Source organism: Mucilaginibacter sp. PAMB04274 (genome assembly GCF_039634385.2).
Lineage (GTDB): Bacteria > Bacteroidota > Bacteroidia > Sphingobacteriales > Sphingobacteriaceae > Mucilaginibacter.
On record NZ_CP155081.2, the window covers coordinates 2928285 to 2944771 of the forward strand.

7 protein-coding genes are annotated in these 16487 nt (G+C 43.1%); 1 reads left to right on the forward strand and 6 read right to left on the reverse strand.

All coding sequences use genetic code 11. From position 1 onward, the window contains the following. Genes ABDD95_RS12250 through ABDD95_RS12275 form a run of 6 tightly spaced genes read right to left on the reverse strand, consistent with a single transcriptional unit; the run spans position 1 to position 13182 of the window. Complete coding sequence (locus ABDD95_RS12250; RefSeq protein WP_345947616.1) at positions 1–1233, reverse strand: DUF2264 domain-containing protein; 1233 nt, start codon at positions 1231–1233, stop codon at positions 1–3. Positions 1234–1253: 20 nt separating this feature from the next. Next, positions 1254–4175, reverse strand: a complete 2922-nt coding sequence (locus ABDD95_RS12255; protein WP_345947617.1) for a glycoside hydrolase family 2 TIM barrel-domain containing protein — start codon at positions 4173–4175, stop codon at positions 1254–1256. Between the two features lie 12 nt (positions 4176–4187). Continuing rightward, the gene (locus ABDD95_RS12260; protein ID WP_345947618.1) at positions 4188–6428 is read right to left on the reverse strand and encodes a GH92 family glycosyl hydrolase; all 2241 of its coding nucleotides are present in this window, start codon (positions 6426–6428) and stop codon (positions 4188–4190) included. Between the two features lie 8 nt (positions 6429–6436). Further along, positions 6437–9469, reverse strand: coding sequence for a discoidin domain-containing protein (locus ABDD95_RS12265; RefSeq protein WP_345947619.1), 3033 nt, complete (start codon positions 9467–9469; stop codon positions 6437–6439). A 13-nt stretch (positions 9470–9482) separates the two neighbouring features. Beyond that, entirely contained in the window at positions 9483–10574 is a 1092-nt protein-coding gene (locus ABDD95_RS12270) for a sulfatase-like hydrolase/transferase (protein ID WP_345947620.1), read from the reverse strand. Between the two features lie 13 nt (positions 10575–10587). Next, positions 10588–13182 carry a glycoside hydrolase family 2 TIM barrel-domain containing protein gene (locus tag ABDD95_RS12275; protein WP_345947621.1) on the reverse strand — a complete coding sequence of 865 codons (2595 nt, stop codon included), beginning with the start codon at positions 13180–13182 and terminating at the stop codon, positions 10588–10590. Positions 13183–13549: 367 nt separating this feature from the next. Between ABDD95_RS12275 and ABDD95_RS12280 the strand changes: the two genes are divergently transcribed. Next, positions 13550–16486, forward strand: a complete 2937-nt coding sequence (locus tag ABDD95_RS12280) for a TonB-dependent receptor (RefSeq protein WP_345947622.1) — start codon at positions 13550–13552, stop codon at positions 16484–16486. Position 16487: the final 1 nt, after the last annotated feature.

The following is a 16487-nucleotide window of genomic DNA, read 5'->3' on the forward strand; positions in this document are numbered from 1 at the left end:
TTAGTTCTCTTTATCTACAATGGCGTGATCAATTTGAATCTTTTCACCTTTCCATGCTTTTTTTGCTGTCCAATCGGCGTATGGCAATTGCCAAAAGCTATCATTTACTGGTAAACCTAATACTAAGAATGCCTCCGAGCATAAGTACAAACTTCCGGTGGATATGTAATTCTCCCCTACCTCGGGCTGATGCCCGGCGAGACCTATTTGCAGCCAGCCATTCTTATCGAAAGTTTCAGGCATTTCGATTTGCCGCTTAACAACTGCATACAAGGCCGACCTAACTTGTTGCGGCGTTACGTGTTCAGGCAATTCTTTCATGAGGGCTATTTTGGAAAGCAGTTGAAAAGCACCGAAGCGATAAGCCAGTGACCTTCCAATAGGCGGGTAAGTGCCTTCCGGAGATATTAGCCGCTCCTGAACTTCAGCGTATCGCCGAGACCGCTCGAGCATTAATTCGTAATACTTTTTAGTATCCAGATTGGCGTCTTTCAGCTCTTTTGTAACTTCGAGGAGCATGGGCTGTATTACAAAGCTGTTGTAATAGTCCCAGTGAAAGTTAGGCCCATCGCCATAAGCACCATCTCCCTTGTACCAAAGCAAATGTTGCCTTAAGGCATAATCAATACGCATTTTATCGCCTGAGTTATCAAACTTCTGCAAAGCTGCCTCTATAGTAGCACTAAACATTAACCAGTTTGAATAAGATGGTGAAATTACACGGCTGGATCTTAAAGCGTTGATTACATTCTTTTTAGTGATCTCATCCAAATTTCCCCACAGTTGTTTTGGTGCGCGTAATAACGCCTGAGAAAAAAAAGCGGCATCTACCAAGGGCTGCCTGCCTTGGTTAAAGTTCATAAAGTCGGGGGCCTGAGGGTTTGTCGAATTTCTGATGCACTGCACCGCAAGATCAATGTACTTTTTGCGCAGCGTACCCTCAGGCGTTTCATCAGGGCCAAGCTCAAGCCACGGAGCCATACCGGCAATTAAACGGCCAAAGGCTTCCAGATATGTGCTGTACACACGGTCTTTAGCTACCTTCGCTTCAACCGGCATCGTCTTTTTAAGCTCATTCTTACTCAGGGCAACCAGTACAGGGTCGGCAATGCGGGTTAAAGTTTTTACAAAGTATTCGCGTTCGCCCAAGCCATTGGCCGGAGTCATTTTTTGTGCGTTAACCAGTGTGGGAACGGATAACAGCGCTATAATTAAAATTCTTTTGAACTTCATAATCAGTTATTTGATCAGGTTTATTTTTTACTAAAAGCTGTTTCAAGTACTACTAATCGCCTGTCGCCGGTGTAGGTTATATTGACCTCATTTTTGTCTACCGGGCAATCTAAAGCCAGCTTCTCTCCTGCTTTTATGGTACGGCTAACTTCGGCGAGCGCATTCACCTTAACCTTTATTTCAAGTGGCTCTTTGCCCGGATTCCAGACAACAGACGTTACATTATTTTGCCCTGTGGGTATGCGGCACCAAAATTTACCAATGCCAACAACCGAATTTTTATCGCTAATTTGAGGTTGGCCACCAAAGCTGTGTACGTACGGACCGAAAGGCCTGCGACCGTTGGCAACATATTGTATACCAGGGCGAGAATTGAAGCCAGAGCGGCTGCCGCCAGCTAACTGATACCCCTCGGGAGTAACACTTACGCCTTTAGTAAATGATTCGGGCAAACGGGGGGTTGAATTAACGAGAAACCCGCTATAAATATCGGTTACTACGCCTTTTTCGGTTTGATACTCGCCCCAAATGATTGGGCTGGTGATGAGTTGGTAAACCTCATGACCGACTGGAGAACCGGCATAGCTTACCATATTAAGCAGTAGTCTGGATGCCACCGGATCGACACTTACATGCTTAGCCAGGTCCAGGCCACATAGCATAACACTTCCTCTTCCAGAATACTGCTCGGCTAAGGTCACGCCTCTTAATCCAGAACCGAAATTTGCCAAAATAGCCGTGTTCAATATATCGTCGCTGTTTTCAAACGTAAAGCCATCTGTTACCGGCCTGTTGGCTGGAAAACCTTTTTGGGTAGCATCCCAATCGGAATAATCGCTCCACACTCGTAAATTAGCTCGAGTTATTCCGGCAAAAATTGGATGGTCCGGACGCTCTGGATTTACATAATAGCCGTTACGGGGTGATTTGTTGCTTACCGGATAAACAGGGTTGTCGATATTGGTATTGGTGTTACCTACTGGATTGGCCAATAATGCGTTTAGCATTGCCATATGAACGCTATCTTGACGGAGACTTATAACCCTGCCCCCATTTGAAATAAATTTCTTAATACCGACAGCATTATCTGATAAACTTTTATCGGCCGAATTTTCACCGATAACCAGCGCGTTTTGTCCTTCAATAACTTTGTTAAAAGAAGAGACTTCAGTGTACTTTATTTGCAGATTATCAAATGCCTTTTTAGTTGCGCCTGCTTTATCATACAATAAGACAGGTGTGGTTGTAACGGCTGTAAAAAGCTTGTCAGCAACAAATAGCTTATAGGTATTCTTTGAAATGGTTTCGGCACCTGACATCACTTTACCTGCCAATTCGTAATCACCTGTAGTTAATTTTTCGGGCAATTTAATATTGAGGCTTAAGCTTTGTTCAGCATAATAAGGCAGATCTTTGAGCTTTACACTGTCTTTCAGCACCACAGCATGAGTTTTGTCTTTAAGCTCATATATCAAGGTTGCATTTTTAATGTCACTAAAATCATTATCATCATTAATAATATGAGCAATGGCCTTAACGGTTGACGCTGCGTAAACGTTAGGTGTGTAGCATTCCCAGCTTAACAGCACAGGCTGATAGGATATTTTAACCTGCTCCGTTGCCGGTTTTGGCTTCATGTCTGCAAACTTTTCGATACTATCCCAATTATAAAAGAGTATGGTAAACGGAAACACACCGCTTAGGTCGGGATTGATATTACGGAACTGCCTAAATGATTCTGTTGCCTGTCGAATGGTGAATTTTTGGTGCTCATCGGCCAGTTGGGATTGCAGAGCCTGTTGTTCGTGCCCGGTCCAGGCCAGTTGCGATGAAGGATTTTTGTGCCACGGCGTTAAATTATAACGGCCATCAGGGCCGGTATAATTGCCCACGCATTCTGTAAACGTTATAGGCTGGCCTTTCTTTGGGAAAGGAATTATGGCTTCATTGTTTCTGATATTAAGAAATGTATACGGCGAACTATAATACCAGCCCCAATAACGGTGAAGGTCGCAAATGTCGCCAGTTTTTCCATAACCATAGCCCGCGTTGGCAATGTAAACGCGGGTCTCATCCCAACCTTTAAGCTTTCCAAATGCATAGGTTAGAAACTTTTCCCACATCTCGGCACGCTTACCTACAAAAGGTGTTTCATTGGTCATAGCATAAACCATAAGGCTTGGGTGATGGGCAATGGCTCCCAGCTTTTTGTGCTCGTACCAGGCAACCCCTTTATCGTAATCTTTCGGGAACCCACCATCAGTTTCATCGCCAACGGCCTCGAAATCTTCCACCTTTTCGCCTGTACCAACCTTTCCGCTGTAGTTACCGCCAAAAACCATCATGCCTAATTCGTCGCATACGTCAAACCACTCTTCAGCATCAGGTATACGTATAATATTTACGTTGATACTTTTCATAAACCTGACATAATCCAAGGCAAAAGCCCGGCTTTTCTCCAGCTTGTCGGGTATACCGCGGCCGGGAGGATTAATGGCTATGCCGCGAAGAAAAATAGGTTTGCCGTTGAGAAACAGGTTACCTCCACGCCGCTCAAATGACCGAAATCCAGCGCGCTCATTGAGCTGGTCTCTCAGTTTCCCTGCACTGTACTGCTCTAAAGTTACGTTGTATAAAAAAGGGTTGTTGGGCGTCCAAAGAACTGGTTTAAGGCCGGTGATGTTAAAAGCTAATTGCTTTTTACCTGCATTATCAACCGTTTGTGGCCTTACAGCTCCTTGCCATAAAATACTACCGCCAGCCGCAGCTTTAATTATCACTTTAAAGTTATTACTGCCGGCCGTTTGGTAGTCGGCATCCACCACAAGACGCATGTAATCTGTACCTGTAAATGGCGTAAGCCGCTTTTTGGCTTTATCCTGAGCAAGTGAAATGTTTGCACAGGTAAAAATAAGCAGGCTAAATAGCGCAATTCTTCTCATATATATTATAGTTTAATTGGTCTTTTGTTGGTTGTCTAATAAAGATGGAGGCGAATTTTGTGTCCCCCAGTTGGAAGGCTTGCTGCCCATCATCAAATTCAGTGTGGCTCCGTTAATAATATCACCGTGTCTAAACCAGGCTTTGTCCCAGTTTTTGCCGTTTAATGTAGCCGATTGGATATAAATGTTTTGCGCAGTTAGCTTGATAGCATTAACTGTCAATTTTTTACCGTTTAGCAAATTAACAGTGACCTTTTTAAACAATGGTGCGGTAACTAAATAAACGTCCTGCCCCGCGTTTGGGTAAAAGCCCATGCTATGCATAGCAAACCAGCCAGACATCGCTCCCGAATCATCGTTACCGGGCAGTCCTCCCCGGAGCGTGTTGTAATATTGGGCACGAATGGCGTTTACCCGTTCACTTGTTTTATCTGGCCTACCAGCCCATATGTACAAGCATGGTGTTAAAAAGCCCGGCTCATTATTTACATCATAATATTTGTTTGTAAAAAAAGTGTCAAGCCGGCTGATGAATGCCTGTTTGCCGCCCGAAACTTCAATTAGCTTTTTTACATCCTGCGGCACGTAAAAAGAGTATGTCCAGCTATCACCTTCATACAGGTAACCCTTGAATGTTCCGCGCTTAAAAAAATCAAAGTCGGGTTCCCATTCGCCGCTTTCATTTTTGGGCCATATAAAACCGTTTGCACCATGATTAGTTACTGGCCGCCACAAGTTTTGCCAATTAGATGCTCGTTTCAAATATTTTGCAGCTTCAGCATCTTTTTTCAACCGTTTAGCAACTGAGGCTACAGCAGCATCGTTATTGGCATATTCAAGAGTGCGCGAACCGGCTATCGAAATTCCGTAAGGCACATACCCTAACGCTTTGTACTTGCTTATACCCTCACGACCTTCTTTTTTAGGTCTTACTGGTTCCGTTTCAGCATTCTTCGCCATCGCTTCGTAAGCCTTGGCATAATCAATATTAGGCAGTTTTTTTGCCAACGCATCGGCAATCAGCATATCAGAATTTGTTCCACCCTGAATTAAGCCATTGTCATTTCCACTACGTGCGTCGGGCATGTAGCCTTCATGGTTATAAATATCAATTAACGACCGTATAATATCCTCCTGCCGTTTTTGGTCAATCAAAGTAATCAATGGGTTTGACACTCTATAGGTATCCCATATAGCGTAGTAATCGTCATAGTAAGGCTCCTTTGACTTCCATAAAGGATTTTCGCCGGTACGATTGGACGGCATGAGCATTACATGGTATAGTGCAGTATAAAATCTGGTTTTGTCTGCCGTGTTTTCCCCTTCTACTTGCACCCTTTGTAAAAGCTGGTTCCATGCAGCTGATGCGCTCTTTCTGATTTGGTCAAAACTCTTTGTTAACGACTCTTTCTCCAGGTTTTGTTTGGCTTTCTGGGTGCTGACAAATGAAATACCCACTTTCACAATTAGCTGCTCGCCTGCTTGTGTTGTATAGGACAATACCGCACCGCTTGATCCGGTACCGCCTGCCTTAACAGGCTTTACCTCGCGGTTGGTTGAAAGTACGCCGTTAAACCATGTTTGGATGCCTTTGGCCGGTTTACTTACTTGTGCGTAGAAAAACACGGTATAAGGGGCGCCTTCATTCCATCCACCGGCTACCGTACCGAAACCTTCTACTTCGGTTGGTGATATTACTTTTATTGATGAGTTTACCAGTTTTTGCACAGTGCTGCCCTTCACCAAAAATGAGGCTGCATCAATCAAAATGTGAGCGTCTTGAGTTTCAGGAAAAGTGTAACGGTGCAAGCCAGTACTGTGCGTAACTGTTAATTCGGCCTTAATAGTGTAACGCTCCAACAAAGCAGTATAATAGCCTGCTGCAGCGCTTTCTTGTTTTACGGAACTCTGATGATCCTTCAAGTTGACGGCCCCTGTTATAGGCATAATTTGGATATTGCCATATTTGGCGCCGCCGCCAGTGCCGCTTACATGCATATGGCTAAAACCATAAACCTGCCCACCGCTTACGTAACCAGAGTTTGTATTAGGAGATTTGCCATTTATAACCTGGCAGTCGGGACTGAGCCTTGCCATACCAAAAGGCATCGACGGACCAGGAAAAACGTTGCCCGAGTTTTCGGTACCAATAAAAGGATCTACATATTGCACTACCCTGTTTTGTGCATATGCCTTGGGCAGTACTGTAATAAGCAGTAATAAATAGATGCAGTATTTTAACTTGCTCATCATACAATTACTTATTGCCAAATTTTAAGTTGCGGCGCTGCTACGGAATTTGATATAATAACCGTTCTGCCTTTATCTTCATCATCTCCCAATTGCCGGGTTTCTCTAACCAGTACAAATGTCATCCCACTTGCACCATGTTTTTTAACCAGATCAGTAACATCAAGGTAATGGCGTTTCTCTATCTTGCCAAAGGCTATCTCACCAGCCACAAAGGCATCTTTGCCAACGTTATGTATCAAGGCCTCTTGTTTATCCAGTAGTGGGGCACTGTTCCAGCTTAGTGTTTTAACATTCCAGTCTACAGTTTGAGGAATGCCGTAAACATGCAGCCGGTAAGGTCTATCACCAACATTTACATGACCGCTAACAGACAGGATACATCTTTTTATAGTTGTGCGACTACCGGGTAAGTTGAATTTAACGTACGCCACCTGGTTGTTAGCTGGGTTGGCGGCGTCCAACTGCACCGACATAAATTTATTTAAATTGAAGTTCTTACCTGCATCTTTTCCGCCTTTAACTGTTACAGCAGCAGTGGCTTGTAAGGTATTTACAACTGGCTTAATGTTAGATGGGATGGTGAGGAGCATTACACTTTGAGGAGGCAGGGTAAGATTAAACCTATCCGTATTAGCCAAATTGATAAGTTCTGTTACTTCACCATAATTAGTACTGTTTACCGTTTCAGCAGTTATAGGTGTATTAGCGCGGATTTTGAGCGTTGATAGATTGATGCTAAGCTGGTAATTTTGCAAACTACGCTGTACCAACCACATATAATAATTGCCAGATATGGCATCATAAGATGTGTAAGTATCCAGGTCGGTATCATCAGGTACTGAATTATTTGTTTGGAGTAACTTACGCTCGTCCTTAAATCCTTTAGCAAAAAGCCGTACTACCTCCCCTGTACGTTGTATTCCCGAAACGTTGAAGTCGGGAGCCGATGACGGCTCATCACCTTTAGCAAAAAGCTTTATTTCTCTAACTTTTAAATTACCAGCATCTGTACTTATAAAGCGCACTTTGCTCGTTCTAACAGCCGATTTAAAAATTGTGAATATTTGGCTGTATTTGCTTGCTTTTTCTTCCATGCCCGGAATATCAAGCCAGGCGCCGTTTTGCAAGTATTGCAATTTGAAGTTTTTAATACGGTCAGGGCTGGTATAAACACCGTCGGCCGAACCTGTATACACTACTGCGCTTCCTATTTCCTGAGGTGTTCCAAGGTCTATTTCTACCCATTTCTCTTTTTCCGCACCATTACCCGATTGCCAAGCCGAATTGTCTGCTTTATTACCATCCGTAACAAATTGGGCTGAAGCGGAAGAAGTACTGGTTTTAACCGGCTTGTTTAATGCAACATTTTTGTACGCATCTTCAATTATGCGCCGGCCCTGCCAAATATAGTGGTGACCAGACTTTATCCCCCTGGGGTACGGTCCGCTTGCGGTATTGGCAAATTTAAAAGCCCACATACCGTAGCCTCCGTTTTTCATATTATTGGCATATATACCGGCCCACTCTGTAAATAATGACGGCGAATCCATAGTTTCTTCCTTATCGATGAGGTAAGCATTCATCCACCTGCCAATTTCGGTGTACATAATGGGCATTGATTTTCCCTCAGGATGATTTTCTTCGAGTATCTTCCGGATGTTACTGATGCGCGACGCATATCCTGCAGCGGGAGAGTTATAGGAATGGGTGGAGAACAGGTCTACCAGATTGGAGGCAACCGTTTTGCCGTGATAGTCGGTATGAGTGGCTTTAGCTACAGCCGCCCACCAGTCCGTGTTCTGCCCGGCGGTTACTGGTCCTACAAACTTGCCCTGCAAATTCTTGCCATAAGCTTTGTTCACGTCCTCTACTGCGCAATGTATAGCATCAGAAACGATCTGTGCGCCCGATATCCATTGATCCAACTTCATTGGACCAGAGTTTTTGTGGTTTGGTTCATTTTGCATGGCAAACATGGTTACATCGCCAGTTTTAGCCGAATGGTAAGCAAGTGCATAATAACGTTGCCACTGCATCCATTTATTTTTCCAGTCATTGCTAAAATCAGTGCTGCCAATTTGCAATATCACGTCAATACCCAAGCGCTTTGACTCGGTTAAAGCGTAGTTGTATACCATTGCATTTGTTGATGATGAATCTGGCTTGTCGTAAAGCGGCGTCAGCTCTGTCCACTTAATGAATGGGTTATGTTCAGGAGAAGAGCGTAATTCATTCTTTCTTTTGTCAAACTCTTCTACCGTTGTAACCTTGCCATCAACCTGAACGGTATTGGCCGGAACAAATGCGTTAAGCGTAGCCCATACCCTTAAGCTATTTACATTAGCATATTCTAACCAACCCGATATGTTGCTACCCGGAAAATAATAGCCTTGATTATAACCCACATATTTTAATGTTTTGCCAATAACCTTATTGGTTACTGTTATTGTAGCTTTTTGTAAACCGCCGGCTTTTTTTACACGGGGAGCTGCCTGCGTTAGGGTTGGCGGAGCTGGCATATTCGGCGCTTCTGCGCCAAATACTTCAATTTCCATAATATTAATAGGCTCGCCGTCATCACAAATCAAACGAATCTTATAACTTGTAACGGCAGGCTTGAATTGAAACGCGGCTGCAACCAAACGATTTTCATGTACCTCTCCTTTAGGAAAATCGGTCCAGTTGGCATCGTCCCAATACTGCAGCTTAAAGTTTTTTACCGACCAAAACCCGGCAGCTTGTGTCGTTTCATCCTGCTTTTTTTCCAGGTCCGTTATCCCGCTGTGTACGGTAACTCCGGTGATATTATAATATTTTTTAAGGTCGATTTCTACTGTATGGGGCGCTTTACTGGTGCCCGCTTCCCATTTGCCGTTACGCGAGATAACGCCATCTGTTATCCTTGAGGCCGGAAATGCTTTGCTTTCTGATGATGCCAGAACCGGCTTGTGCAAAGCAATGTTATTTTGCTGTGCATAGGCTCCAAATCTGCAACAGCACAAAAAGTAGAATAAGGTTATCGTTAAACCGCGTTTGATCATGGTTGTAGTCGTATTATTTCTTTAAGACGGTTTCTATTGGTTGGCCGGTAGTGTTGGGGCTTTTAAAAGTAATGCCTAAAAGTGCGGCCATCGTTCTTGCATATTGATTTTGGTACACCTGTATGTTCTGAGTTTCGCCGATGGCTTTAACACCGGGGCCAATTACCGCAAACCAAACCTGGTCAGATCCAGCTTCTTTGCTGTTATGGTGAGTCCAGTTATCAGCCTGGTCGTTTCCTCTTCCGTGGTCGCTAACAATAAACAAGGTAGTCTGATCTTTATAAAAAGGATCCCTTTGGATATAACTCCATACATCCTCAATCATCTTGTCATTATTATAGGCCGACGACAAATACTCATAGTACAGGTTGCGATGCGCGTAAGCATCTGTTTCTATAAAGCTAATTTGCAAAACTTTTGGGTGGTTCTGCTTCATGTACTCCTTCGCTAAAAAATAAGTAACAGCATCCGGCCTTTCGTTATTTCCGAAAGTTTTAGGTAGCAAAGGTTGAACATCATTTAGTGCCTTCTGTGCTTCAGTTAGGTGTTTATCTTTAAACGTGGTATACCCCGCATTTACTGGAAAACCACAGCGGTCTTTGTTTAAGATACGGTCAAAAGCGGCCCAAGACGCGAAAGCTGCTACACTATTTTTATAACCCGGTTGCTGATTGATGAATTCTGGCAGTGTAATGTTAGGGTTGGGTCCATAATCATTCGAGTTTATGCGCTTATCGGCATACCCAGTGAAAATTTCGTTATACCCCGGATAAGAGAACCAATACGAATTTGTTACATTGACGTTACTATTCAAATTGCGATTACCATACAGCTGACCTTTGGCCTTGATTGTAGTCCATAAAAACGGCATTATTTGCGATCTGCCTAACTGCGGACTACTACTCCAAAAACGGGCTATACGCTGTGCTGAATCTTTTGCCTTTATAGCCTGGCTAAACAGCTTTGCAGAGTCGGCCCCGCTGAACACTTCTTTCCAGCGTAAACCATCAAAAGTAATGATAACCATTTTGTTACTGCCTTGCGGCTGGGCAAGTGCGGTAAGGCAGAAGCAGGCAAACATTATAGTGAAATTAATCTTCTTCATGTTTGAACATAGTTTAATTAACCGCTCTTAACCGAATTCCAGATAAAGTAGCCTTGCCAGCCTTAGCATTAAAAGAGACATTGATGCCCTTGTTGTCGGCGGCAGTAATGATAAACTTTTTGCGTAGCGCAACCCCAAACCCACAATCACCACTCAAATCCAGATCGCTTATCAGGCGGTCACCGTTCACCAAAACATCAAAAACCCGCTCCGTTTTCTGTATCTTATCGCTTTCTATAAAAGATAATTCCAGCTCGTAAGTGCCGTCGGCAACGTCAAAACGGTACCCTTTAATACCATCCTGGTACGAATAATAAAGTGGATTATCGGCTGTGTTCTTCTTAACTGTTTTAATGTTAAGCATGGCAGGGGTGCCGCCTATGTGCCCAAAGCTTCCACTTTTATAAGGCCGATCTTCAATCCAAATATGGTTTGATCCATCAATATATTGAACATCTGAGCCCACGTTGACGGCAATCTCTCTAAAAGGACCGGCTGATAAATTCTCGTCATAAATCCGGTAATTTACCGTAAAATTATCGGTAACATCCTGCTGTGTATTACTACCCGAAGCTGCAATTTTGTTTTCTCCTGACTGTAGCTGAATGGTCCAAACACATTTATGTAGTGCATCCGGCTTTTTGGTGCTTACTTGCTTGCCATTTAAGGTAAGCACTACCTCATTGAGATTGCTATACACTACAATAGTTGAAGTTGCGTTTTTCAAACCGGCCCTTGTTTGCCAGTCGCGCGAAGCAATGTAAACCATAGGTTGGGGGTTCCAGTTAGCTTTGTACAGATAGTAAACATCTTTTGGCTTCCTATCCCAGGTTACCATGCCTTTTTGGTTCATGTTGTTGCTCACCCCGCCCACATTAGGCTGCGAAAAATCAAATTGGTTCCAAATGGCGGTTCCGGCAAGGTAGGGCATTTGTCGCATTTGCATAATGTACGCTTCGTGAAATATGCGTTGGTATTGTCCGGTAAAATCAAAGCGTACGGGCCTTTCCGTATTTACCTGATTGTCACTTTCGGCCCCGTACTCACTTATAAAAAGCACCTGCATGGGGTTAGCCTTGTGCTTGGCATCTATAATGGGCTTAAATTCTTCGGGCTTGCCACTGTACCAGCCGTTATAAATATTGTAACTGGCCAAACCCGGAACATCTGATAGTTTGAATTTGTCATAATCATCGCTCATGTGCATAGCCATTGTGCTGGTACGTAATGGGTCTTCTGCTCTTACAGTACTATCTAATTTTACAGCATATTTTTTGAGCTTGTTTATATACTTCATATTATCCTGAACCTGAATGCGTTCAGCCTTCTCGCTCCATAACAAAACCTCGTTCATGGAGCCCCAAACTATCACCGATGGATGGTTGTAATTTTGCCTGATCATTTCCTTGATCATATTGCGCGAATTACTAAAGAACTCCGGCACTGGGTTCATATAGTTCACCAGTGGAATCTCCTCCCATATGAGTAACCCCATTTTATCGGCCAGTTGCAGTACTTCAGGAGCTTGAGGGTAATGGGCCAAACGCAAAAAATTACACCCCATTTCTTTAATCAGTTTCATGTCGCGGTAGTGGTCCTCAGCTGTGAGCGCATCTCCCTTGTCTTTAAAATCCTGGTGGCGGTTTGTTCCTCTCAATACCAGCTTTTGTCCGTTTAAACTAAACCCCTCATTGGGCGAAAATGAAAACCAACGAAAACCCAGCGGATTATCAATCTCATCAATAACCAATGTGCCTTGCCTGACAATACTTTTTACATGATAAAGGTTAGGGTGATCGGGCGACCATAGCTTGGGGTTCTTAATTTCCGGAACATCCAGTTCGTTCTTAATGCTTTGCCCAGCACCAACTGCAATTTGTTTTAATACACTACCCACTTCCTTATTTTGCGCATTATAAATGATGTGCTGTATTTGAAATTTCTGCTCAGTTTCGGCATCGTTTACGATGGTGCTTTTTATTTTTACAGAAGCCGATGCTGCACTAACAGCTGGTGTTGATATATAAACCCCTTTTGAACCATGATCTAAGAGATCAAAATGCAACTTACTAGCTGCCACCAGCCAAACATCCCTGTAAATACCTCCATAAGACGCATAACCGATAGATAATGGCGGTAAAAAATCATTTTGTGCATTGTTAACTTGTAGGGCAATTAAATTTTCAGTTGGCTTGTCCGATAACTTTACAAGGTGTGTAACATCAAAAGTGAAAGCGGTATACCCGCCTTTGTGCTGTCCGGCAAATACGCCGTTTACATAAACGTCGGCAACTTGCCCAACACCTTCAAAATTCAGATACAGCTTTTTATTCTTAAATCTACTGTCGAGCATTATTTTTTTGCGGTACCAGCTAATACCTCTGCGCGATGTTTCGTCATCATCGAAAGGATCCTTTGCATTCCAGGTGTGAGGTAAATCTACCGTTTCCCATTTACTGTCATCAGCTTTTGGCCGTTGTGCAAAGTCGGCACCATTAGGAAGGTATTTCCAACCGTCATTTAACGACCATATCAATCGCGACTGCCCTTTAACAAATGGGCATGACAGGGCCAACAATAAAACAAAGAGTAATAACTTTCGAGTCATTATTAATTAAAGTATATAGGATTATTGAGAATTATAATTGTAAGGGCAAGATATATATATGGCTGAGGCTACGTACAGGTTAAATGAAGCACATATACCCTGCTAATGAACATCTGCAGTGATTTTTTAAGCAACAGTATGCTGTGTGATGTATTTGCTTATGTAGCATTTAACCCGCATTTATGAACCAATTAACTGCCTAATTATGTAATATTGGTAGCTAATTTCGATTGATGCAAGCAGAAGCTCCTGCTACGTTAACCAATTTACAACCAGCACCGAATACAATTTTCAGATTGCTAGTTTGATACCGTAAATGCGGAGCTTCTGTGCTTACGAAACCAATTATAAAACCAAGATTAAACGCATGAAAAACCTCATTAAAAAATGGGTTACGCTTTCTTTATTATTAGGTATTTCAACCGTTATGCCGGCACTGGCGCAAGATATTACAATAACGGGCAAGGTAACCGACCAGAAAGACAAGAGCTGGCTGCCCGGGGTAACGGTATCGGTAAAAGGCAGATCGAAAGTAACTACGACTGATGGCGACGGAAACTACAGCATAGCAGCGCGCGCAAGTGAAGTGCTCATTTTTAAATCCGTTGGATTTACATCCAAGGAAGTCGGCGTATCTACAGCCAATGGAAACACCTTAAATGTAGCGCTGGTTTCGGATGTAACCAACCTTAATGATGTAGTGGTTGTGGGATATGGTACGCAAAGGAGAAAAGATGTTACAGGCTCTGTTGCTTCGGTTGACAAGAGCCGTTTGGAGCAATTGCCCAACACTAATTTTGCGCAGGCCTTGCAGGGGTCTTTACCCGGTGTAAGCGTTGATCAAAACAGCGGAGGTGCGGAAGGCAATAACAACTCAATTGTAATTCGAGGTAAAAATTCTATCACTGCTACCAATGATCCGCTGATAGTGTTAGACGGTATCCCTTATAATGGCAGCATCTCAGACATCAATCCGCCCGATATTGAGAATATTGATGTGCTTAAAGATGCTTCGGCTACTGCTATATATGGCTCAAGAGGTTCAAACGGGGTTATATTAGTAACTACAAAGAAAGGGAAAAGAGGCAAGCCGAGTATTTCTTATGATGGCTTTTACGGCATACAAAAATTCACCAATCTACCTGATATGCTCAGCCCCGAAGAATTTTATACTTTTAAAAGAACCCGCGAGCCAAATACACCCATTACCACGTCAGAACAAGCTGTTTATGACTCTAAGAACTTTCCAAACTGGGTTGATCTGGCAACACGTACAGGCAGTCGCAGTCAGCACACATTAGGAGTTACCGGAGGCAGTGATAACTCCCGTTATTATGTTTCGGCAACATACCTCGATGTTAAAGGCGTTGCCTTGGGCGATAATTTTAAACGGTTATCGACCCGTATAAATTTAGAGACCAATGTTACCTCCTGGCTAACCTATGGCACAAATACACAGCTTTCCTACAATAATAGAAGCGGCCTGGCTGCATCGTTTAACGGGGATTACGGCGCTTACCGTTTTAATCCGTTAACAACGGCTTACAATGCCAACGGTACCTTAACCGTGTATCCATGGCCCGATGACACGTTCTTTGCTAATCCGCTGGCCCCCACGCTCGCGAGCAACAACGACGAAACCTATAAAGTGATCAGTACAAATTATTTAAATGTGCAGTTACCGGTTAAAGGGCTCTCTTATCGCCTCAATACGGGTATTGAATATACAAGCCGCGATCAAAGTACTTATTATGGCCGCGACACCCGCACCGGCTTTAAAGACAACGGAAACTTAAGCCTCGGCACCAATCTACAACGTAATATACTGATTGAGAATATTGTAAATTATAATCGTAGCTTCGGCAAACATGCCATTGGCTTTACAGGCCTATACAGTTACCAGTACGACAATATCAAAATAAACGGACTTGATGCAACTGGTTTTCCTAATGATGTTCTTACCTACTACCAGGCTAACGTTGCCTTGTCAAAAACGCCATCAGCCAATTACTCTAAACAAACGCTTATATCTCAAATGGGCCGTTTAAATTACTCCTATAACGGCAAATATTTACTAACGCTAACCGGTAGGCGCGATGGTTTCTCAGGTTTTGGCGCTAATAAAAAATTCAGTTTTTTTCCATCCGTAGCTTTAGGTTGGAACATATCTGAAGAAGATTTTGTTAAAAACATTAACGCTATTTCTAACCTGAAACTGCGCTTATCCTATGGTAGCAATGGTAACCAGGCTGTAGGCACCTATCGTACTTTAGCAAGACTGGCCGAAAGATCATACGTTAACGGCTCTGCCACCGCACCTGGTTATATACCAACTTCTCTGGCCAATCCAGACCTGGGCTGGGAGACAACTAAGAGTTTGAATGTTGGTATTGATTTTGGACTATTTAAAGGCCGGCTAACCGGCACCATTGACGCTTATACAGCTAAAACACGCGATCTGCTTTTAAAACGCCAAATATCGCCTGTTCATGGCATTGATACTATTACGCAAAACATAGGCAAAACTGCCAATAAAGGTATTGAACTGGGCTTAAACAGCATTAACATTAAGTCTTCAAAATTTACATGGACCTCCAATGCCAACATATCTATAAACCGGAATAAAATTGTTGAGCTGTATGGCAATGGTAAAAGCGACACATTGAACAATTGGTTTTTGAACAAGCCAATCGATGTAAACTTCGACTATACCTATGGAGGTGTTTGGCAAACTACAGATGATTTAAGCAAATCGCCGCAGCCAAACACTAAAGCTGGGTATGCCAAAGTTGTGGATTACAATAACGATGGAAAGATTGATGCCCGGGATAAAACCATTATTGGTAGCAGGCAACCCGACTTTACCTGGGGGCTTGGTAATACACTGACTTACAAGAATTTCTCGCTATACGTTTTTGCGCAGGGCGTTGTAGGTACAAGCCGTCGTAATACCTTCCTTGCGGATGACGTCAACTCAGGCGTAAGATACAATACCACCCGTAAAAACTGGTGGACGCCAACTAACCCAACTAATGAATATTATGCAAACGACGTTAATGCGAACATCTATGGCGTTCGCATTTTTGAAAGCGATAGCTACCTACGGGTTAAGGATATTTCACTATCCTATAACCTTACTGAAAAGTTATTGAGGCAAATAAAACTTAGCCGGGTAAAGGTTTATTTTAATATGCGCAACGCATTTACCATCACTAAATGGACCGGCCTTGACCCGGAACTGAACACTCAGGACGCTATACCGCTTCAAAAAGAATTTATACTAGGCTTAAACATCGGTTTATAAC

What these genes read in the sequence shown, in the direction of transcription:
- ABDD95_RS12250 (WP_345947616.1), bottom strand. Translation starts at nt 1,233, where the DNA reads ATGAAGTTCAAAAGAATTTTAATTATAGCGCTGTTATCCGTTCCCACA.
- ABDD95_RS12255 (WP_345947617.1), bottom strand. Translation starts at nt 4,175, where the DNA reads ATGAGAAGAATTGCGCTATTTAGCCTGCTTATTTTTACCTGTGCAAAC.
- ABDD95_RS12260 (WP_345947618.1), bottom strand. Translation starts at nt 6,428, where the DNA reads ATGATGAGCAAGTTAAAATACTGCATCTATTTATTACTGCTTATTACA.
- ABDD95_RS12265 (WP_345947619.1), bottom strand. Translation starts at nt 9,469, where the DNA reads ATGATCAAACGCGGTTTAACGATAACCTTATTCTACTTTTTGTGCTGT.
- ABDD95_RS12270 (WP_345947620.1), bottom strand. Translation starts at nt 10,574, where the DNA reads ATGAAGAAGATTAATTTCACTATAATGTTTGCCTGCTTCTGCCTTACC.
- ABDD95_RS12275 (WP_345947621.1), bottom strand. Translation starts at nt 13,182, where the DNA reads ATGACTCGAAAGTTATTACTCTTTGTTTTATTGTTGGCCCTGTCATGC.
- ABDD95_RS12280 (WP_345947622.1), top strand. Translation starts at nt 13,550, where the DNA reads ATGAAAAACCTCATTAAAAAATGGGTTACGCTTTCTTTATTATTAGGT.